Source organism: Mycobacterium helveticum (assembly GCF_007714205.1).
GTDB classification, from domain to species: Bacteria; Actinomycetota; Actinomycetes; order Mycobacteriales; family Mycobacteriaceae; genus Mycobacterium; species Mycobacterium helveticum.
The window spans coordinates 14,910-33,096 of record NZ_VMQU01000025.1 but is presented as its reverse complement, the minus strand read 5'-3'; the positions used below and the strand labels follow the sequence as shown (position 1 = coordinate 33,096).

The 18,187-nt window shown below is 72.1% G+C and carries 16 protein-coding genes and 1 pseudogene; 12 read left to right on the top strand and 5 right to left on the bottom strand.

The features are described from left to right. The first annotated feature begins 38 nt into the window (after positions 1 to 38). The 8 genes from ctaD (at position 39) to FPZ47_RS08205 (ending at position 8,577) form a co-directional block, all read left to right on the top strand. Complete coding sequence (gene ctaD / locus FPZ47_RS08240) at positions 39 to 1,784, top strand: aa3-type cytochrome oxidase subunit I (RefSeq protein WP_144951633.1); 1,746 nt, start codon at positions 39 to 41, stop codon at positions 1,782 to 1,784. A 48-nt stretch (positions 1,785 to 1,832) separates the two neighbouring features. After that, complete coding sequence (gene serB / locus FPZ47_RS08235) at positions 1,833 to 3,068, top strand: phosphoserine phosphatase SerB (RefSeq protein ID WP_144951635.1); 1,236 nt, start codon at positions 1,833 to 1,835, stop codon at positions 3,066 to 3,068. Between the two features lie 119 nt (positions 3,069 to 3,187). Beyond that, positions 3,188 to 4,030 carry an ABC transporter ATP-binding protein gene (locus FPZ47_RS08230; protein ID WP_144951637.1) on the top strand — a complete coding sequence of 281 codons (843 nt, stop codon included), beginning with the start codon at positions 3,188 to 3,190 and terminating at the stop codon, positions 4,028 to 4,030. Further along, complete coding sequence (locus FPZ47_RS08225; RefSeq protein WP_144951639.1) at positions 4,027 to 4,881, top strand: NUDIX hydrolase; 855 nt, start codon at positions 4,027 to 4,029, stop codon at positions 4,879 to 4,881. The genes FPZ47_RS08230 and FPZ47_RS08225 overlap by 4 nt, the downstream gene beginning before the upstream one ends. After that, complete coding sequence (locus FPZ47_RS08220) at positions 4,878 to 5,639, top strand: enoyl-CoA hydratase (RefSeq protein ID WP_144951641.1); 762 nt, start codon at positions 4,878 to 4,880, stop codon at positions 5,637 to 5,639. Before FPZ47_RS08225 ends, FPZ47_RS08220 begins: the two co-directional genes overlap by 4 nt. Further along, a complete protein-coding gene (locus FPZ47_RS08215; RefSeq protein ID WP_144951643.1) occupies positions 5,639 to 6,601 on the top strand; it encodes a class I SAM-dependent methyltransferase in 963 nt (320 codons plus the stop codon). The genes FPZ47_RS08220 and FPZ47_RS08215 overlap by 1 nt, the downstream gene beginning before the upstream one ends. After that, positions 6,559 to 7,812 carry a THUMP-like domain-containing protein gene (locus FPZ47_RS08210; protein ID WP_425461786.1) on the top strand — a complete coding sequence of 418 codons (1,254 nt, stop codon included), beginning with the start codon at positions 6,559 to 6,561 and terminating at the stop codon, positions 7,810 to 7,812. The genes FPZ47_RS08215 and FPZ47_RS08210 overlap by 43 nt, the downstream gene beginning before the upstream one ends. Positions 7,813 to 7,884: 72 nt before the next feature. Then, positions 7,885 to 8,577: an esterase gene (locus tag FPZ47_RS08205; RefSeq protein WP_144951645.1), complete on the top strand. Its 693-nt coding sequence runs from the start codon at positions 7,885 to 7,887 to the stop codon at positions 8,575 to 8,577. Between the two features lie 3 nt (positions 8,578 to 8,580). Here FPZ47_RS08205 and FPZ47_RS08200 read toward each other — a convergent pair whose 3' ends face one another. After that, positions 8,581 to 9,909 carry an outer membrane protein assembly factor BamB family protein gene (locus FPZ47_RS08200; RefSeq protein WP_425461787.1) on the bottom strand — a complete coding sequence of 443 codons (1,329 nt, stop codon included), beginning with the start codon at positions 9,907 to 9,909 and terminating at the stop codon, positions 8,581 to 8,583. A gap of 140 nt (positions 9,910 to 10,049) precedes the next feature. On the opposite strand from FPZ47_RS08200, the gene FPZ47_RS08195 reads away from it, so the two are divergent. Further along, positions 10,050 to 10,787, top strand: coding sequence for an acyltransferase (locus FPZ47_RS08195; protein ID WP_144951649.1), 738 nt, complete (start codon positions 10,050 to 10,052; stop codon positions 10,785 to 10,787). Between the two features lie 20 nt (positions 10,788 to 10,807). Here the strand turns inward: FPZ47_RS08195 and FPZ47_RS08190 are convergent, their stop codons facing one another. The 3 genes from FPZ47_RS08190 to FPZ47_RS08180 are packed head-to-tail and all read right to left on the bottom strand — an operon-like array spanning position 10,808 to position 14,742. Continuing rightward, on the bottom strand, positions 10,808 to 12,139 hold the full coding sequence (locus FPZ47_RS08190; protein WP_144951651.1) for a cryptochrome/photolyase family protein: 1,332 nt from the start codon (positions 12,137 to 12,139) through the stop codon (positions 10,808 to 10,810). Between the two features lie 15 nt (positions 12,140 to 12,154). Next, entirely contained in the window at positions 12,155 to 12,634 is a 480-nt protein-coding gene (locus FPZ47_RS08185; RefSeq protein ID WP_144951653.1) for a TspO/MBR family protein, read from the bottom strand. Continuing rightward, the gene (locus FPZ47_RS08180) at positions 12,631 to 14,742 is read right to left on the bottom strand and encodes an MMPL family transporter (RefSeq protein ID WP_144951681.1); all 2,112 of its coding nucleotides are present in this window, start codon (positions 14,740 to 14,742) and stop codon (positions 12,631 to 12,633) included. Before FPZ47_RS08180 ends, FPZ47_RS08185 begins: the two co-directional genes overlap by 4 nt. A gap of 67 nt (positions 14,743 to 14,809) precedes the next feature. Here FPZ47_RS08180 and FPZ47_RS08175 point away from each other — a divergent pair, with 67 nt between their 5' ends. The 3 genes and pseudogenes from FPZ47_RS08175 to FPZ47_RS08165 all read left to right on the top strand — a co-directional run bounded on the left by FPZ47_RS08175 (position 14,810) and on the right by FPZ47_RS08165 (position 17,673). Further along, entirely contained in the window at positions 14,810 to 15,319 is a 510-nt protein-coding gene (locus tag FPZ47_RS08175; protein WP_144951655.1) for a MarR family winged helix-turn-helix transcriptional regulator, read from the top strand. Further along, entirely contained in the window at positions 15,316 to 16,359 is a 1,044-nt protein-coding gene (fni, locus tag FPZ47_RS08170) for a type 2 isopentenyl-diphosphate Delta-isomerase (RefSeq protein ID WP_144951657.1), read from the top strand. Before FPZ47_RS08175 ends, fni begins: the two co-directional genes overlap by 4 nt. 14 nt (positions 16,360 to 16,373) lie before the next feature. Further along, positions 16,374 to 17,673 (top strand): annotated as a pseudogene (locus tag FPZ47_RS08165) (glycosyltransferase). Here the strand turns inward: FPZ47_RS08165 and FPZ47_RS08160 are convergent. Next, positions 17,614 to 18,180, bottom strand: a complete 567-nt coding sequence (locus FPZ47_RS08160) for a MarR family winged helix-turn-helix transcriptional regulator (protein WP_246133401.1) — start codon at positions 18,178 to 18,180, stop codon at positions 17,614 to 17,616. The pseudogene FPZ47_RS08165 and the gene FPZ47_RS08160 overlap by 60 nt on opposite strands. Between the last annotated feature and the right edge of the window lie 7 nt (positions 18,181 to 18,187).

Genomic DNA, 18,187 nt, shown 5'->3' with positions numbered 1-18,187 from the left:
GTGGTGAACGTGTCTGAGAAGGATGTTTGGAGGAGCAGTTGACAGCCGAAGCGCCCCCCTTGGGACAACTCGAGGCCGTCCGACCGTACCCACCGCGGACAGGTCCCAAAGGGAATCTCGTCTACAAGCTGATCACCACCACCGATCACAAGGTGATCGGCATCATGTACGTGGTCACCTGCTTCGTGATGTTCTTCATCGGCGGGCTGATGGCGCTGTTGATGCGCACCGAGCTGGCCGCGCCGGGACTGCAGTTCCTGTCCAACGAGCAGTACAACCAGCTGTTCACCATGCACGGCACCGTCATGCTGCTGCTGTATGCCACGCCGGTGGTGTTCGGGTTCGCCAACCTGGTGCTGCCGTTGCAGATCGGCGCACCCGACGTGGCGTTCCCGCGGCTGAACGCGTTCTCGTTCTGGCTGTTCCTGTTCGGCGCGCTGGTCGCCCTGGGGGGCTTCATCACCCCCGGCGGAGCCGCTGACTTCGGCTGGACCGCCTACACCCCGCTGACCGACGCCATCCACTCGCCCGGCGCGGGCGGCGACCTGTGGATCACCGGCCTGATCGTCGCCGGTCTGGGCACCATCCTGGGTGCGGTCAACATGATCACGACTGTGGTGTGCATGCGCGCCCCGGGGATGACGATGTTCCGGATGCCGATCTTCACCTGGAACATCCTGGTCACGTCCATCCTGATCCTGATCGCGTTCCCGATCCTGACCGCCGCGCTGTTCGGGCTGGCCGCCGACCGCCACCTGGGGGCGCACGTGTTCGACCCGGCCAACGGCGGAGTCCTGCTGTGGCAGCACCTGTTCTGGTTCTTCGGCCACCCCGAGGTCTACATCGTGGCGCTGCCGTTCTTCGGCATCGCGACCGAGATCTTCCCGGTGTTCTCCCGCAAGCCCGTCTTCGGCTACACCACGCTGGTCTACGCGACGCTGTCGATCGCCGCGCTGTCGGTGGCGGTGTGGGCGCACCACATGTTCGCCACCGGCGCGGTGCTGTTGCCGTTCTTCTCGTTCATGACCTACCTCATCGCGGTGCCGACCGGGATCAAGTTCTTCAACTGGATCGGCACCATGTGGAAGGGCCAGTTGACCTTCGAGACGCCGATGCTGTTCTCGGTCGGCTTCCTGGTCACCTTCCTGCTGGGCGGGTTGACGGGCGTGCTGCTGGCCAGCCCGCCGCTGGACTTCCACGTCACCGACTCCTACTTCGTGGTGGCGCACTTCCACTACGTGCTGTTCGGCACCATCGTGTTCTCCACCTTCGCCGGCACCTACTTCTGGTTCCCGAAGATGACCGGGCGGCTGCTCGACGAGCGGCTGGGCAAGCTGCACTTCTGGCTGACGTTCATCGGCTTCAACGCCACGTTCCTGGTGCAGCACTGGCTCGGGGACATGGGCATGCCGCGCCGCTACGCCGACTACCTGCCCACCGACGGGTTCCAGCCGCTCAACATCGTCTCGACGATCGGGGCCTTCATACTGGGCGTGTCGATGTTCCCCTTCGTGTGGAACGTCTTCAAGAGCTGGCGGTACGGCGAGGTCGTCACCGTCGACGACCCCTGGGGGTACGGCAACTCGCTGGAATGGGCGACCAGCTGCCCGCCGCCGCGGCACAACTTCACCGAACTGCCCCGGATCCGCTCGGAGCGGCCGGCGTTCGAGTTGCACTACCCGTACATGGTGGAGCGGATGCGCCGCGAGGCGCACGTCGGTCGCGCCCACGGCCCCGCGGACAACGACGTCACCCGAGCCGACGACGTGCACGTCCGCAGTTGACGAGCGGCAGCGGCCCCAGGCACGAATGAGCCACGAACGGAGCCGCGGGTGAGCGCCGCACCCAAGGTATCGGCGCTGATCACCGTCACCGGCGTGGATCGGCCGGGGGTGACGTCGGCGCTGTTCGAGGTGTTGTCCAAGCATGGCGTGGAACTGCTCAACGTCGAACAGGTGGTGATCCGGGGCCGGCTGACGCTGGGCGTGCTGGTGTCCTGCCCCGCGGAGGTCGCCGACGGCCCCGCGTTGCGGGGCGACGTCGAATCGGCCATCTTCGGGCTCGGGCTCGACGTCAGCATCGAGCGCAGCGACGACGTGCCGATCATTCGGAACCCGCCGAGCCACACCATCTTCGTGCTGGGCCGGCCGATCACGGCCGGCGCGTTCAGCGCGGTGGCCCGCGAGGTTGCGGCGCTGGGCGTCAACATCGACCTCATCCGCGGCGTCTCCGACTACCCCGTCACCGGTCTGGAACTGCGGGTCTCGGTGCCGCCGGGAGCCGACGTCCCGCTGCGCGCCGCCCTGAACCGCGTGTCCTGCGATGAGGGTGTCGACGTGGCGGTCGAGGAGTACAGCCTGGAGCGGCGGTCCAAGCGGCTGATCGTGTTCGACGTCGACTCCACCCTGGTCCAGGGCGAGGTGATCGAGATGCTGGCGGCCCGGGCGGGCGCCGAAGGAGCCGTCGCCGCGATCACCGAGGCGGCGATGCGCGGCGAGCTGGACTTCGCGGAGTCGCTGCAGCAACGGGTGGCGACCCTGACGGGCCTGCCCGCCACGGTGATCGACGAGGTCGCCGAACAGCTCGAACTGATGCCCGGCGCCCGGACCACGCTGCGCACGCTGCGGCGGCTGGGCTACCACTGCGGCGTGGTCTCCGGGGGTTTCCGGGGCATCATCGACCCGCTGGCCCACGAGCTGATGCTGGACTTCGTCGCGGCCAACGAGCTGGAGATCGTCGACGGCGTTCTCACCGGGCGGGTCGTCGGCCCGATCGTCGACCGGGCCGGCAAGGCCGCCGCGCTGCGGGACTTCGCGGAGCAGGCCGGGGTGCCGATGGCCCAGACCGTCGCCGTCGGCGACGGCGCCAACGACATCGACATGCTGGCCGCCGCCGGGCTTGGCATCGCGTTCAACGCCAAGCCGGCGCTGCGTGAGGTCGCGGACGCGTCGCTGAGCCACCCCTACCTGGACACGGTGCTGTTCCTGCTGGGCATCACCCGCGGCGAGATCGAGGCCGCCGACGCGGTCGACGGCGAGGTCCGCCGCGTGGAGATCCCCCCCGACTGAGCCGGCCGGGCAGACGCAACAGCCCCCATTTCGGGGCGAAAATGGGGGCTGTTGCGTCTGCTCGCGGGGCGGGGTGACCCGGCACCCGCGGCGGCGCCGCGGTACGGCACGATGGTCTGGTGCGCGAGAACGGAAGCGAGTCGGCCGACCCCGATCTGCTGCTCGACTTCAGGAACGTTTCGCTGCGCCGGGACGGGCGGGTCCTGGTCGGGCCGCTGGATTGGGCGGTCGAGCTGGACGAACGCTGGGTGATCGTCGGTCCCAACGGTGCCGGGAAGACGTCGCTGCTGCGCATCGCGGCGGCTGCCGAGCACCCGTCGTCGGGCATCGCCTTCGTGCTGGGGGAGCGGCTGGGCCGCGTCGACGTGTCCGAGTTGCGCTCGCGGATCGGCCTGAGTTCGTCGTCGCTGGCGCAGCGGGTGCCCGGCGACGAGCCGGTGCGCGATCTGGTGGTCTCGGCCGGCTACGCGGTGCTGGGCCGCTGGCGCGAGCGCTACGACGATGTCGACTACCGGCGGGCGGTCGACATGCTGGAGAGCCTCGGCGCCGAGCACCTCGCCAACCGCACCTACGGGACCCTGTCGGAGGGCGAGCGCAAGCGGGTGCTGATCGCGCGCGCGCTGATGACCGACCCGGAGCTGCTGCTGCTCGACGAGCCCGCCGCCGGCCTGGACCTGGGCGGCCGCGAGGAGCTGGTGGCCCGCCTGGCCGACCTGGCCGCCGACCCCGACGCCCCCGCGCTGGTGCTGGTCACCCACCACGTGGAGGAGATCCCGCCCGGCTTCAGTCACTGCATGCTGTTGTCGGAGGGCCGGGTGGTCGCCGCCGGCTTGCTGCCCGACGTGCTGACCGCGGAGAATCTGTCCACCGCGTTCGGCCAGTCGATCGCCCTGGACGTTATCGACGGACGGTATTTCGCGCGGCGGGTCCGCGGCCGTGCGGCCCATCGGAGGCAACTATGACGCACGCAACCGAGCCCCCTCTGGTTCCGCGCCCCGCGGCCACCGTGATGCTGGTCCGCGACACCGAGCCCGGTTCGCGGGAAGGCCTGGGCGTCTTTCTGATGCGCCGGCACGCGAAGATGCATTTCGCAGCCGGGACGATGGTGTTTCCCGGCGGCGGCGTCGACGACCGCGACCGCAACGCCGACCTGGCGCGGCGCCGGGCCTGGGCCGGGCCGCCGCCCCAGTGGTGGGCGCAGCGCTTCGGCATCGACACGGACCTGGCCGAGGCGCTGGTCTGCGCGGCGGCCCGGGAGACCTTCGAGGAGTCCGGGGTGCTGTTCGCCGGGCCGGCCGGCCGGTCCGGTTCGGCGCGCGACGGGATCGTCGGCGACGCCTCGGTGTACCGCGACGCCCGCCGGGCGCTCGCCGACGGGACGCTGTCGTTCGCCGACTTCCTGCGCGACGAAAACCTGGAGCTGCGCTCCGACCTGCTGCGGCCGTGGGCCAACTGGGTCACCCCCGAAGCCGAACGCACCCGCCGGTATGACACCTACTTCTTCGTGGCGGCCCTGCCGGAGGGCCAGCGCGCCGACGGCGAGAACAGCGAGTCCGACAGCGCCGGCTGGACGACGCCGCAGGCCGCCATCGACGACTTCGCGGCCGGCCGCAGCTTCCTGCTGCCCCCGACCTGGACGCAGCTGGACTCGCTGGTGGGCCGGACCGTCACCGACGTGCTGACCCTGCAACGCCAGATCGTCACGGTGCAGCCCAAGCTCGAGATCCAGGGCGACAACTGGGTTTTCGAGTTCTTCGACTCCGACCGCTATCACCGTGCCCGGGAGTCGGGCGGGCTGGGGTGGCGGCATTGAGCGAGTTCGTCAGCGTCGTGGCGGGCGAGGGGCCGGCGGCGGGACTGGCCACGCTGGTGGTGTCGAGGCCGCCCACCAACGCCATGACGCGGCAGGTCTACCGGGAGATCGCGGCCGCGGCCACCGACGTGGCGGGGCGTGACGACGTCGCCGCGGTGATCCTGTTCGGGGGCCACGAGATCTTCTCCGCCGGCGACGACATGCCCGAGCTGCGGACGCTGACGGCGCCGGAGGCCGACACCGCGGCCCGGGTGCGCCGCGCGGCGATCGACGCGGTCGCAGCCATCCCCAAGCCCACCGTGGCCGCGATCACCGGGTACGCGCTGGGCGCCGGCCTCACGCTGGCCCTGGCCGCCGACTGGCGGGTCAGCGGCGACAACGTCAAGTTCGGGGCCACCGAGATCCTCGCCGGCCTGATCCCCGGCGGCGGCGGAATGGAGCGGCTGGCCCGCGCCGTCGGGGCGAGCAGGGCCAAGGAACTGGTGTTCAGCGGGCGCTTCTTCGACGCCCGGGAGGCCTCGGAGCAGGGCCTGATCGACCAGATGGTGGCTCCCGACGACGTGTACGACGCCGCCGTGGCGTGGGCCGTCCGTTTTCTGGACGCCCCTGCGCACGCGCTGGCCGCCGCGAAAGCCGGCATCGATGCCGTCTGCGAGCTGCCGTTCGCCGAGCGCGTCGCCGCCGAACGCCGGCGGTACGTCGAGGTGTTCGCCGCCGGTGCGCAGGACCCGGCCCCGCCGGCGGTTAGGCTGCCCTGATGAGCAGTTCGACCGACGCCACCCGTGTCACTGCCGAGCAGGTGGAGGCCGCCCGGCACGACAGCAAACTCGCCCAGGTGCTCTACCACGATTGGGAAGCGGAAACCTACGACGAGAAGTGGTCGATCTCCTACGACCAGCGCTGCGTCGACTACGCCCGCGGCCGCTTCGACGCGATCGTGCCCGACGCGGCCCTCCGGGACTTGCCCTACGACCGGGCGCTGGAATTGGGTTGCGGGACAGGGTTTTTCCTGCTGAACCTGATCCAGTCCGGGGTGGCCCGCCGCGGCTCGGTCACCGACCTGTCGCCGGGCATGGTCAAGGTCGCCACCCGCAACGGGCAGGCGCTGGGCCTCGACATCGACGGCCGGGTGGCCGACGCCGAGGGCATCCCCTACGACGACGACACCTTCGACCTGGTGGTCGGGCACGCGGTGCTGCACCACATCCCGGACGTGGAGCTCTCGCTGCGGGAGGTGCTGCGGGTGCTGCGGCCGGGCGGCCGGTTCGTGTTCGCCGGCGAGCCGACCAGCGCCGGTGACGTCTACGCGCGCACCCTGTCCACGCTGACCTGGCGGGTCGCCACCACCGTCACCACGTTGCCGGGCCTGGGTGGCTGGCGGCGGCCGCAGGCCGAGCTCGACGAGTCCTCGCGCGTCGCGGCGCTGGAGGCCATCGTCGACCTGCACACGTTCACACCGGAACAGCTGGAGCGCATGGCGCGCAACGCCGGCGCCGTCGGGGTGCGCACCGCCAGCGAGGAGTTCACCGCCGCGATGCTGGGCTGGCCGATCCGCACCTTCGAGGCTTCGGTGCCGCCGGGACGCCTGGGCTGGGGCTGGGCGCGTTTCGCCTTCACCAGCTGGAAGGCGTTGAGCTGGGTGGACGCCGGCGTGTGGCGGCACGTGGTGCCGAAGGGCTGGTTCTACAACGTGATGATCACCGGGGTCAAACCCTCCTGAGCCACCTCGCCTTCGGCGCCGACGACGTCAGCTACCTGCGGTCGCCCCCGGGCGCCTCGGCGCTGGCAGCGGTCGCCGAACTCGAGCTGACCGACGCCACCCGCATCGCCGACATCGCCGCGGCGCGTTCCCGGTTCGGCGAGAAGGCCGCGGTCCTGGTGGAGACGACGCTGTTGCGCCGGCGCGCCGTCGACCGGCCGGGCAAGCTCGGGCCGTTGGGCCCGCAGGTGTCCTGGTGGCTGTTCACCGGCGAGGCGCTGCAGCAGGCGACCGCGGCGGTGGTGGCGCTGCACCGGGCCGCGCGCCTGGCCGGCGGGCCGGACGTCGTGGTGCACGACGCGACCTGTTCGGTCGGCACCGAACTGGCCGCGCTGCACGCCTCGGGCGTGCGGGCGGTGGGCAGCGACATCGACCCGGTGCGCCTGGCCATGGCACACCACAACGTGGGAGCGACGACCGTGCTCTGCCGCGCCGACGCGCTGCACCCGGTGACCCGCGACACCGTCGTCCTCGTCGACCCCGCGCGCCGCGACGGCGGCCGCCGCCGGCTGCGCCCCGACGACTACCTGCCTGCGCTGGGCCCGCTGATGGACACCTACCGCGGGCGGCACCTGGTCGTGAAGTGCGGTCCGGGAATGGATTTCGACGCGCTGCGCCGCCGCGGGTTCGACGGCGAGATCGAGGTGACGTCGTATCGGGGTTCGGTCCGGGAGGCGTGCCTGTGGTCGGCCGGGCTGGCCGGGCCGGGGGTGCGCCGCCGCGCGAGCATCCTCGACGGGAACTCGCCGGGCGAACAGGTCACCGACACCGGGCCCGACGACTGCGGTGTGCGGCCGCCCGGGCGATGGATCGTCGACCCCGACGGCGCGGTGGTGCGCGCCGGGCTGGTGCGGCACTACGGCGCCCGCCACGGGCTGTGGCAACTCGACCCCGACATCGCCTACCTGTCCGGGGACCGGCTGCCGCCGGGGGTCCGGGGTTTCGAGGTGCTCGACGAGGTGGCGTTCGACGAACGCCGGCTGCGCCAGGCCCTGGCGGCGCGGGACTGCGGGGCGCTGGAGATCCTGGTGCGCGGGGTGCGCGTCGACCCCGATGCGCTGCGGCGGCGGCTGCGCCCGCGCGGCGCCCGGCCGCTGTCGGTGGTCATCACCCGGATCGGCGCCGGGGCCGCGGGGCGCGCGACGGCGTTCGTTTGCCGCCCGTCGCGATAGCGCCCGGGTACGCTGGCGGCGGTCACTCTTCCAGGCACCCAAGCCTGTTCAGTCTGGGAGGACAATTCGAGGATGCGTTACCTGATCGCGGCCGCGGTGCTGGCACCCGCGGTCCTGCTGGGCTGGCCGGTCCCCTCATCGGCCTCCGCCGCGCCGTCGACGTGTGCCGGCCTGGGCGGCGTCGTGGAGGCCACCCACCTGTGCCGCGTGCACGTCACGACGCCCACCTACATGCTCGACCTGACGTTTCCGGTGGACTACCCCGATCAGCAGGCGCTGACCGACTACATCACCAGGAACCGCGACGGGTTCGTCAACGTGGCGCAGATCTCCGGCCCGCGCGACCAGCCCTACCAGCTGGAGGCCAGCAGCGAACAGCACAGTTCCGGGCAGCCGCCGCGCGGCACCCGCAGCGTGGTGCTCAAGTTCTTCGAGGACCTCGGGGCGCACCCGTCCAACTGGTACAAGGCGTTCAACTACAACCTGGGCACCAAACAGCCGATCACGTTCGAGAACCTGTTCGCGCCCGGCACCACGCCGCTGGACGCCATCTTCCCCATCGTGCAGCGCGACCTTCAACGCCAGAGCCCCTTCGGGGCGACCATCCTGCCCTCGACCGGCACCGACCCGTCGCACTACCAGAACTTCGCCATCACCGACGACGCGCTGATCTTCTACTTCGCGCCGGGGGAGATGCTGCCCGCGTTCTCCGGACCGGTGCAGGCCCAGGTGCCCCGCAACGCCATCCCGCCGCTGGCGCTGTAGCGGTCACGCCGGCGCGAACCCGTACACCTGGCCGTCGCTGGTGGCGGCCACCACGCGGCGGTCCCTGCCGACCGCGACCCCGACCGGGTACCCGGTGGCGGCGGGCAGCGGATAGCTGTTGGTCGTGCGGCCGTTGCCGGGATCGAACACCAGCAGCGACATGCCGGGCGCGCCGTCGTGCGGCGGACCGGCGACCACCGTGTAGCCGACGCCGCCGCCGGCCAGGCTCGACGACGACAGGGGGGTGACGTCCTCGCGGCGCCAGACCTGGTCGGCGTGGTCACCGGCGTCGGTGAAGGCGGCCAGCCGGGTGTCGGGGCCGCCGCCGGCCACGATCAGTCCCTGCGGGGTCACCGCGGGCGGCGTCTGCGCCAAAAACCCGAGCGGCACCGACCACTTCGTCTTCCCGTCGGCGGTGCTCAGCGCCCACAGCCGCTCGTCGCGGCCGTTGACGTAGGCCGTCGAGCCGTCCGCGGACAGCACCGGGCTGGCGATGACGCCGGCGCTCACCGCGTCGCTCGTCCAGTCGCGGGCGAGCTGGCCGGCGCGGTACCTGAGTCCGACGACCTGCGCGGCCGGGGCGTCCGGCTGCCAGACGCCGAGCACGATCGTTGCGTTGGCCGCGGAGAAGGCGGGGGCCGCCGCGACCGGGCAGCCCGGCCGGGCCGGCGCGCAGTCCTCCAGGCCGCGCGTCGCGTCGGTCGGGTCGACGCCGTCCACCAGGTCCAGCGGGCTGCCGACCACCTCGCCGCGGTGGGCGTCGAAAACCAGCACCTGGCCCAGGTGGGTGACGACCAGCAGGTGGCCGTGCCCCAGGAAGCGGGGGGTGGTCGGCATCCCGATCACCGGCTTGCGCCACCGCGTCCACTGCGTCACCGGGAAGGAGACGATGGCCCCCGGCTGGCCGACGTAGAGGTTGTCGAAGCCGTCGAACAACGGGCCGGCGAAGCCGCCGCCCTGGACGAGCCGCGCGCACCAGCGCTGCCGGCCGTTGTCGTCGTTCTCCCACTCCATCAGCGAGCAGCCGGCCGGCGTCTGCGCGTTCAGCGCGAGGTAGCCGCGTGCGCTCAGGGCCGGTCCGGCCGCCAACGACCCCTTGACCGCGCGCGTCCACTGCAACGACAGCTTGGTGGCCCCGCGGGTGGCGGTATAGCCGCTGTTGGCGGCGTCGCCGTACTGGGCGGGCCACCCCTGCGCCGGCGCCGCGTCCACCCACGAGTCGGTGTTGCCGCAGCCGCCCAGCCCCGCCGAGACGGCGACCGCCAGCACGGCGGCGAGCCGGCGCCGAAGCCCAGGCGGGAGATGTCGGGCAAGCACCTCGGTTTCCCAGATCCTTCCGCAAGGGCGTGTGGCACGAGCAGCGAACGAGTACAGGTGAGGGTAACCCGCGCCGTCGCGCGGGTGCCGGATTGCCCGGCTCCGGCGCCCGCCGATTCCGGCGCCCGGCTATCGCCCGGCTATGCTGTCGCGCCATGACGTCCATGTGGGGTGCCCCGGTCCATCGCCGCTGGCGTGGATCGCGGATGCGCGACCCACGCCAGGCCAAGTTCCTCACGCTGGCCTCGCTGCGGTGGGTGCTGGCCAACCGCGCCTACACCCCGTGGTACCTGGTGCGCTACTGGCGGCTGCTCAAGTTCAAGCTGGCCAACCCGCACATCATCACCCGCGGGATGGTGTTCCTGGGCAAGGACGTCGAGATCCACGCGACACCGGAGCTGGCGCAGCTCGAGATCGGCCGCTGGGTGCACATCGGGGACAAGAACACCATCCGCGCCCACGAGGGCTCGCTGCGGTTCGGCGACAAGGTGGTGCTGGGCCGCGACAACGTCATCAACTGCTATCTGGACATCGAACTCGGCGATTCGGTGCTCGTGGCCGACTGGTGCTACGTCTGCGATTTCGACCACCGCATGGACGACATCAACGTCCCGATCAAGGACCAGGGCATCGTCAAGTCCCCGGTCCGGATCGGCCCGGACACCTGGGTCGGGGTGAAGGCGACGGTGTTGCGGGGCACCGCCATCGGGCGGGGCTGCGTGCTGGGCTCGCACGCGGTGGTGCGCGGCGTGATCCCCGACTTCTCGATCGCGGTCGGCGCGCCGGCCAAGGTGGTCAAGAACCGCCAGCTGTCCTGGGAGAGCTCGGCCGCCCAGCGCGCCGAACTGGCCGCGGCGCTGGCCGACATCGAACGCAAGAAGGCGGCCCGCTGAGCCGCCCGCCCCGGCCGGGCTCAGCCGAGGTCGCGGTAGCGCCGCAGCGCCTCGGCGCGCTCGGCGTCGTGGTCGACGATCGGCTCCGGATACCCTTGGGGTCGTTCGCCTTTGCGTAGGTGCACGTCGTCGGCGCCGGCCAGTTCGAGAACCCAGCGCCGGATGTAGTCGCCCCCGGGGTCGAACTTCTCGCCCTGCTTGCCGGGGTTGAACACCCGGAAGTACGGCGCGGCGTCGGTGCCGCAGCCCGCGCTCCACTGCCAGCCGTGCTGGTTGTTGGCCATGTCGCCGTCGACCAGCTGGTCCAGAAACCACGCGGCGCCCCACTGCCAGGGCAGGTGAAGGTCTTTGACCAGAAACGACGCGACGACCATCCGCAGCCGGTTGTGCAGGAAGCCGGTCTCGCGCAGCTGCCGCATGCCGGCGTCGACGAACGGGAAGCCGGTCCGGCCGGTCTTCCAGGCCTCGAAGCGGCGTTGCGCCTCGGCTCCGCCGTCGGTCCGGATGCCGTCGAAGTCGGGGTTCCAGTTGCGCCGGGCGCTGGCCGGCCAGTGGTAGAGCACGTCGGCGTAGAAATCGCGGAATGCCAACTGCCGCAGGTATGCCTGCGCTCCGCCGTCCCGCAGGTCCAGCCCGGCGGCCAGGGTGCGCGGATGGATCGTCCCGAACTTCAGGTGCGCCGACATCCGGCTGGTGGCTTCGAGGTCGGGCCGGTTGCGGTCCCGTGCGTAGTGCGGCAGCCCGGTGTCGACGAACGCCTCCCAGGCCCCGAGCGCGGCCCGCTCGCCGGCGGCCAGGTCCAGCTCCGTCCCGGGGTCGGGGATCTCGCACTGCCCGGCCCGCAGCGGCGCCGGATCGATCCAGCGCGCCGAGTCGGCGCCGGAGCGGGCGGGCTCGCGCCAACCGACGTCACGCCACCGGCGGAAGAACGGTGTGAACACCCGGTAGGGGCTGCCGTCCGGCTTGCCGACCCGCCCCGGCGAAACCAGGTACGGCGAGCCCGTGGCCACCAATGGCACCGGATCCAGGGCCGCGCGGACCCGCTGGTCGCGGCGCCGGCCGAACGGCGCGAAGTCCTCCGAGACATGCACCGCCGTCGCGTCGATCTCCTTGACAAGCCGGGGAATCCGGTCTTCGGGCCGCCCGCGGGTCACCAGCAGCCGCCCGTCCAGGTCGTCGCTCAGCCGCCGCAGCGCGTCGCCCAGGAACTGCAGGCGGCGCCGCCCCGACGACGCCTCCAGCCGCGGGTCGAGCACGAAGCAGGCGAGCACCTCGCCGCCGTCGGCCGCGGCGGCCAGCGCCGGGTGATCACCCAGCCGCAGGTCGCGGCGAAACCATAACAGTGTCGGCATCTTTCGCCGCCCCGCTCAGCGGTTGAGTCGCCAGATGTGGGTGGCCAGAACGGTGGCGAAGGTGCACCACAGCGGGTAGGGCGCCAGCGCCAGCCCGGCCCGGGGGTCGGCCTGTGCGGCGCGGCGGGCGAGGTCGGCACTGCTGGCCGCCAGCACCGCGGCGCCCACGGCGGACGCGCCGAGTTTGTGGTACCGGAAGAACAGCCAGCTCCATCCGGCGTTGAGCGTCAGGTTGACCCCGAGCGCGGCGGCGTAGGCGCGCGCCCGGTCGTGCTGTCCGGACGCGCGGAACCGGTCGATGGCCACGGCGGAGGCGGTGGCGATGTCGCCGTAGAGGGTGGTCCACACCACCGGGAACGCGACCCCGGGCGGCTGGTAGCGCGGCTTGCGCAGCCGCGAGTACCAGGCGGGCACCCGTTTCGGGCTGGCGATGCTTCCGGTGCCGGCCGCGGCGGCGACGGCCAGCGAGGTGGCGGCCAGTATCGACTTGTTCATGATGTGCTCCGTTCTTGTTGGGGTTCAACGCTTTCGGCACTGCGTGGATCGTTGGGCCACCAGATGCGCGCGCCGGCGAGGGCGAACAGCGCGGGGATGACCAGGGTGCGCACGACGAACGTGTCGAGCAGGATGCCGACGCCGACGATGATGCCCAGCTGGGTCAGCACGATCAACGGCAACACCCCCAGCACGCAGAAGACCGCCGCCAGAACGATTCCCGCGCTGGTGATCACGCCGCCCGTGGCCGCCACCGCGCGGACCATGCCCTGCCGCGCGCCGTGCCGCGCGGCCTCCTCGCGGGCGCGGGTGACCAGGAAGATGGTGTAGTCGACGCCGAGGGCGGCCAGGAATAGAAACGCGAACAACGGCGTGCTGTTGTCCAGCGCCGGGAACCCGAACACGTGGCTGCCCGACCAGCCGCCCGCGCCGAGGGCGGCCAGCGCGCCCAGGATCGTCGCGCCCAGCAGGGTCGGCGGCGCCAGCGCCGAGCGCAGCAGCACGTACAGGACCGTCAGGATCACGGCCAGGATCGCCGGGATGAGCACCATGCGGTCGCGGGCGGCGGCGTCGCGAACGTCGAGAGCCTGCGCGTCGGCCCCGCCCACCAACGCGTCGGGGGCGGCGCGGCGAGTCGAATCGCGAAGCGCCGCAACGATACCGAAGGAGCGATCCGATGCCGGCGGAGCGTCGATCACCACCGACCACATCGTGCGCCCCGACGCCGACGCGGTCTGGCCGGCCGAGACGACGCCGGGGGTCGAGGCGATGGCGTGCTGCACCTGCGGTGCCGCCGCGGTGGGCGCGACGACCAGCGTCGGGTTGACCAGGCCGGCCGGGAAGTGCGCGGCCACGACGTCGTACCCCGACACCGAGTCGGCCCGGACCCGGAACTGCTCGGTCTGCGACAACCCGATCCGGGTGCCCAACAGGCCGGTGGCCAGCGCCGCCAGCACCGTGACCGCGACCGCGGCGACCGCGGCGGGACGCCGGTCGACCCACTGCGCCACCCGCAGCCAGGGGCCGGATTCGCGGGCGTGGCCCGCGGGCCGCGGAACGAAGGGCCAGAACAGTCGCCGCCCGCCCAGCGCGAGCACCGGCGGCAGCACCACCAGCACGGCCACCGCGGCCACGAGCAGGCCGCACGCCGCCAGGGCGCCCAGGCTGCGGGTGCTGGGCGTGGACGCGAAGAGCAGCGTCAGCAACGCCAGCACCACCGTGGCGTTGCTGGCCACGATGGCCGGTCCGGCCCTGCGCACCGCGCGGCGCAGCGCCTCCCGATGATCCGGATGCGCGCTCTGGCGCCGCAGTTCTTGGCGGTAGCGCGAAATCAGCAACAGCGCGTAGTTGGTGCCCGCCCCGAACACCAGCACGCTGGTGATCCCGGCGGTGGAGCCGTCGAAGCTCAGCCCGGTCAGGGACGCCACCGCGGTGCCCACGGCCGTGGCGACCCGGTCGGCGAACCCGATCACCAGCAGCGGGGCCAGCCACAGCACCGGCGAACGGTAGGTGGCGATCAGCAGCAGCGCCACCACCGACGCGGTCACCGCCAACAGGGTGACGTTGGCGTCGGTGAACGCGTTGGCGATGTCGGCGCCGAACGCCGGCCCCCCGGTGACACGGGCCCGCAGGCCGCCCGGCAGGCCGTCGCGCGCGGCGGCACGCGCGGCCGCGACCTGTTTGTCCAGGGCCAGGCCGGACAGATCGGCGCGGACGGGCGCCACCGCGAGCGCCGCCCTGCCGTCGGCCGACACGATCGGAGGCGCGCCGCCGGGGGTGGCGCCGGGCCCGGTGGCCGCCCGCATCCGGGCGCCGGCGGCCCGGGCCGCCGAGACGCCGGCGGCGTCCAGCGGCGCGCCGTCGGCGCGGGTGACGACCAGGATCAGCGGCACCCGGTCACCGCCGGGAAACCGGCCGGCCAGGGCGGCGACCCTGGCGGAGCCGGAGTCGGCCGGCACCGACTGCGGTGCCTGGCCCGCCGCCGCGTTGCCGCCGATGAGCGCCATGAAGCCGGCACCCAGCAGCACCGCGCCCAGCCCGGGCAGCCACGATCGCCGGCCCGTCACCGCGGCCGCCACGGTGTCCCAACGCGGAGTGTCCCAACGCATGAGTTTCACTAACTTAAACATTAACCCACTTAACAAAAAGTCGTCGTCGCGGTACGCTGGAATTCTGATGAACCCGGACCGGAGTGCCCAGCAGCGGATGGGACTCGAAGCGCTGATCGCGGCCGACGCGCGCGCCGTGGCGGCCGAATCCGACCAGTTGGGGCGGGTTTTCGCGGCCGCCCACCAGGTGCACCCCAGCGATTTTCGCGCGCTTGTCCACATCCTGGTGGCCGAGAGCGAGGGAACCCCGCTGACGTCGGGGGACCTGCGCCACAAGATGGGTCTGTCCGGCGCGGCCATCACCTACCTGGTCGAGCGGATGATCAACTCCGGTCACCTGCGGCGCGAGTCCGACCCCTCCGACCGGCGTAAGGTCATCCTGCGGTACTCTGCCGAGCATCGCGACATCGCCGAGGCCTTCTTCACCCCGCTGGCCGCGCATACCTACGCCGCCATGGCCGATCTGCCCGACGACGACCTGATCGCCGGGCACCGGGTGCTGACCGCGCTGATCATGGCGATGCGCAGGTTCCTGGACGACCTGCAGGTCGCGGGGGCCGACGTGGGTGCCACATGACGACGGACCGGGGCGAGATGACCACGCGCAAGCGCCGCCACATCGACGTGTGCCTCGACGGCGACGTCGCCTACCGGGGCGTCACGACGGGGCTGGAGCGTTGCCGACTGCCCTACAACGCGCTGACCCAGACCAATCTCGATGACATCGACCTTTCCACCGAATTCCTCGGCGCGCCGTTGCGGGCGCCCGTGCTGGTCGGCGCCATGACCGGCGGTGCCGAGCTCTCGGGCACCATCAACCGTAATCTGGCCGCCGCCGCGCAACGGCTCGGCATCGGCATGATGCTCGGATCGCAGCGCGTGATGCTCGACAGCGTGTTGGGGGAGCGGGCCGCCGCCAGCTTCACCGTGCGCGACGTGGCGCCCGACGTGTTGTTGTTCGGCAACATCGGCCTGGCCCAGCTGACCAAGGACATGGTGCCCGACATCGTCCGGGCTTTGGACCGGGTCGGCGCCAATGCGCTTGCGGTGCACACCAATCCGCTCCAGGAGGCCATGCAGCGGGACGGTGACACCGATTTCGCGGGGTCGCTCGACCGCCTGCACGACCTGAGCGACCTGCTGGGCTATCCGGTGCTGCTCAAGGAGGTCGGCCACGGTATCGGCGGCACCGCGGTCGCCGACCTGCTGCGGCTCTCGGGCGCGCCGCCGGTGGCCGCCATCGACGTGGCCGGCGCCGGCGGTACGTCGTGGTCACGGGTCGAGCAGTTGGTCCGCTACGGCGAACTGCGCTACCCGGACCTCGCCGACTGGGGGATACCCACCGCGCAGGCGATCCGGGAGGTGCGCGCCGCGCTGCCGGACATCCCGCTGGTGGCCTCCGGGGGCATCCGCACCGGCATGGACGCGGCCAAGTCGCTGGTCCTGGGTGCCGACGTGGTGGCGGTCGCCCGCCCGCTGCTGCCCGCGGCGATCGAGTCCGCGGACGCGGCGACGGCGTGGCTGCAGCGGTTCGTCGACGAGCTGCGGGTGTGCCTGCACGGTTGCGGTGCGCCCGATCTGCGGGCCCTGCGCTCCGTCGGCCTGACGGACGCCTGACGGCGGGGGCGCGCATGGCGGTGATTCTGGCGTACGGCTCCCCCGCACTGGGGCACCTCTACCCGATGGGCGCCCTGCTGCGCGAGCTGGCCGGCCGCGGCCACGCGGTGCACCTGCGCACGCTGTCCGCCGAAGTCGACGCCATGGGCAGGCTCGGCATCCACACCGAGGCCGTCGACCCGCGGATCGAGGCCATCGCCGGACGGGACTGGCTGGCGCGCAACGCCTTGGACGTCCTGCGGGAAACCATCGACGTCCTGTGCCGGCGCGCGGTCATCGAGGTCGAGGACCTGCGGCGGGGAATCGAGAGCGTACGGCCCGACGCGGTCATCGTCGACGCCAACTGCTGGGGGGCGATGTCGCTGGCCGAAGCCGCCGGTGTGCCCTGGCTGGTGTTCTCGCCGTTCACCCCTTACCTGCGCTCGCGCGGCGCTCCGCCGTTCGGCCCCGGTCTGCGGCCGCTGCCCGGTGTCCTCGGTGCGGTCCGCGACGCCTCGATGCGGCCGTTCGTGACCTACCTGTTCGACCGCCGGGTGATGCCCGCGCCTCAACGCCGTCCGCGCGGATGTCGGTGTGCCGGCCGTCGACTCGGTGGACGCGCTGATGCGCCGCGCCCCGCTGCTGTTGGCCGTCGGCGGCGAGCCCTTCGAATATCCCCACCCCGACTGGGGCGACGCGGTGCACTTCGTCGGTGCCTGCGAGTTCGAGCCCGCCCCGGTGGCCGTGCCGGACTGGATGGCCGCCATCGACCGCCCGATCGTGCTGGTCACCACCTCGTCGATAGCCCAGGCCGACGCCCGGCTCGGCCGTATCGCCCTGCAGGCGTTGGCCGGCGAGCCGGTTCACGTGGTCGCGACCTTTCCCGCCGGCGTGCCGTGCGCACTGCCGGCGCCGCCCAACGCCACGGTGTGCCGGTTCCTGAATCACGGTGTGGCCCTTGACCGCGCGGTCTGTGCGGTCACCCACGGGGGCATGGGCAGCACCGTCAAGGCCCTCAACCGCGGCATCCCCGTCTGCGCGGTGCCCTTCGCCCGCGACCAGGCCGAGGTAGCGCGGCGCGTGCAGGTGGCCGGCTGCGGCGTCCGGCTGCCGGCGAAGAGGCTGACCGCCGCCCGGCTGCGGGAGGCGGTGCGCACGGCGATCGCGATGGCCGACGGCGCGCGCCGGGTGTCCGCCGGCTTCGCCGCGACCGGGGGTGTGGCGCGCGGCGCGGACCTGATCGAACAGCGCCTGCTGCACAGGGTTCCGCCCGGGCTACCGCGGGCTGCCCTGCCGCCGCCGCGGGGTCGCAGCGTCTCGCCCGACATCGGCTGACCGTCTCGCCGCCTCCGGGACGAGCTCGTCCTGGAAATTGGACATCGCGTCGATCATCGCGGAGAAGACCCGATGAGCCGCACGCAGGTCGTCGTCGCTCAAATCGGCCAGGGCGGAGGACAGATGCTTGCCGAGGGGGGTGAAGAACTCACGCGCCAGCTTCATGCCGCTGTTCTCGTAGCGCAGCAGCCACTTGCGGCGGTCCTCCGGGTCGGGTTCGCGCCGGATGTGACCCGATTCGATCATCCGGTCGACGAGGTAGGTGATCGCCGCGGGTGAGACGTCCATGCGCTGACCCAGCTGCGCCAGCGTCAGCGGCTTTCCCGCGGTCTCGGAGACCATGATGTGCAGGAGTGCGTGAAAGTCGTTGCTGTTCACGTCGTTGGTCCGGGCGAAGTGGCGGCCTATCCGGTCCGACTGTGCGGTGATCGCCCGCATGTCGGCCGACAGGCACTTCTCCAGCTCGGCCCGTGGGGACGGTGGATCGTGCGCGCGCCGCCTGCTCACCTACCCG

Bases quoted from the DNA above. Each gene is read 5' to 3' on its own strand.
- FPZ47_RS08190 (WP_144951651.1), bottom strand. From the start codon at position 12,139: ATGCCGACACTGTTATGGTTTCGCCGCGACCTGCGGCTGGGTGATCAC.
- FPZ47_RS08185 (WP_144951653.1), bottom strand. From the start codon at position 12,634: ATGAACAAGTCGATACTGGCCGCCACCTCGCTGGCCGTCGCCGCCGCG.
- FPZ47_RS08175 (WP_144951655.1), top strand. From the start codon at position 14,810: ATGAACCCGGACCGGAGTGCCCAGCAGCGGATGGGACTCGAAGCGCTG.
- FPZ47_RS08215 (WP_144951643.1), top strand. From the start codon at position 5,639: ATGAGCAGTTCGACCGACGCCACCCGTGTCACTGCCGAGCAGGTGGAG.
- FPZ47_RS08180 (WP_144951681.1), bottom strand. From the start codon at position 14,742: ATGCGTTGGGACACTCCGCGTTGGGACACCGTGGCGGCCGCGGTGACG.
- fni (WP_144951657.1), top strand. From the start codon at position 15,316: ATGACGACGGACCGGGGCGAGATGACCACGCGCAAGCGCCGCCACATC.
- FPZ47_RS08205 (WP_144951645.1), top strand. From the start codon at position 7,885: ATGCGTTACCTGATCGCGGCCGCGGTGCTGGCACCCGCGGTCCTGCTG.
- FPZ47_RS08225 (WP_144951639.1), top strand. From the start codon at position 4,027: ATGACGCACGCAACCGAGCCCCCTCTGGTTCCGCGCCCCGCGGCCACC.
- FPZ47_RS08195 (WP_144951649.1), top strand. From the start codon at position 10,050: ATGACGTCCATGTGGGGTGCCCCGGTCCATCGCCGCTGGCGTGGATCG.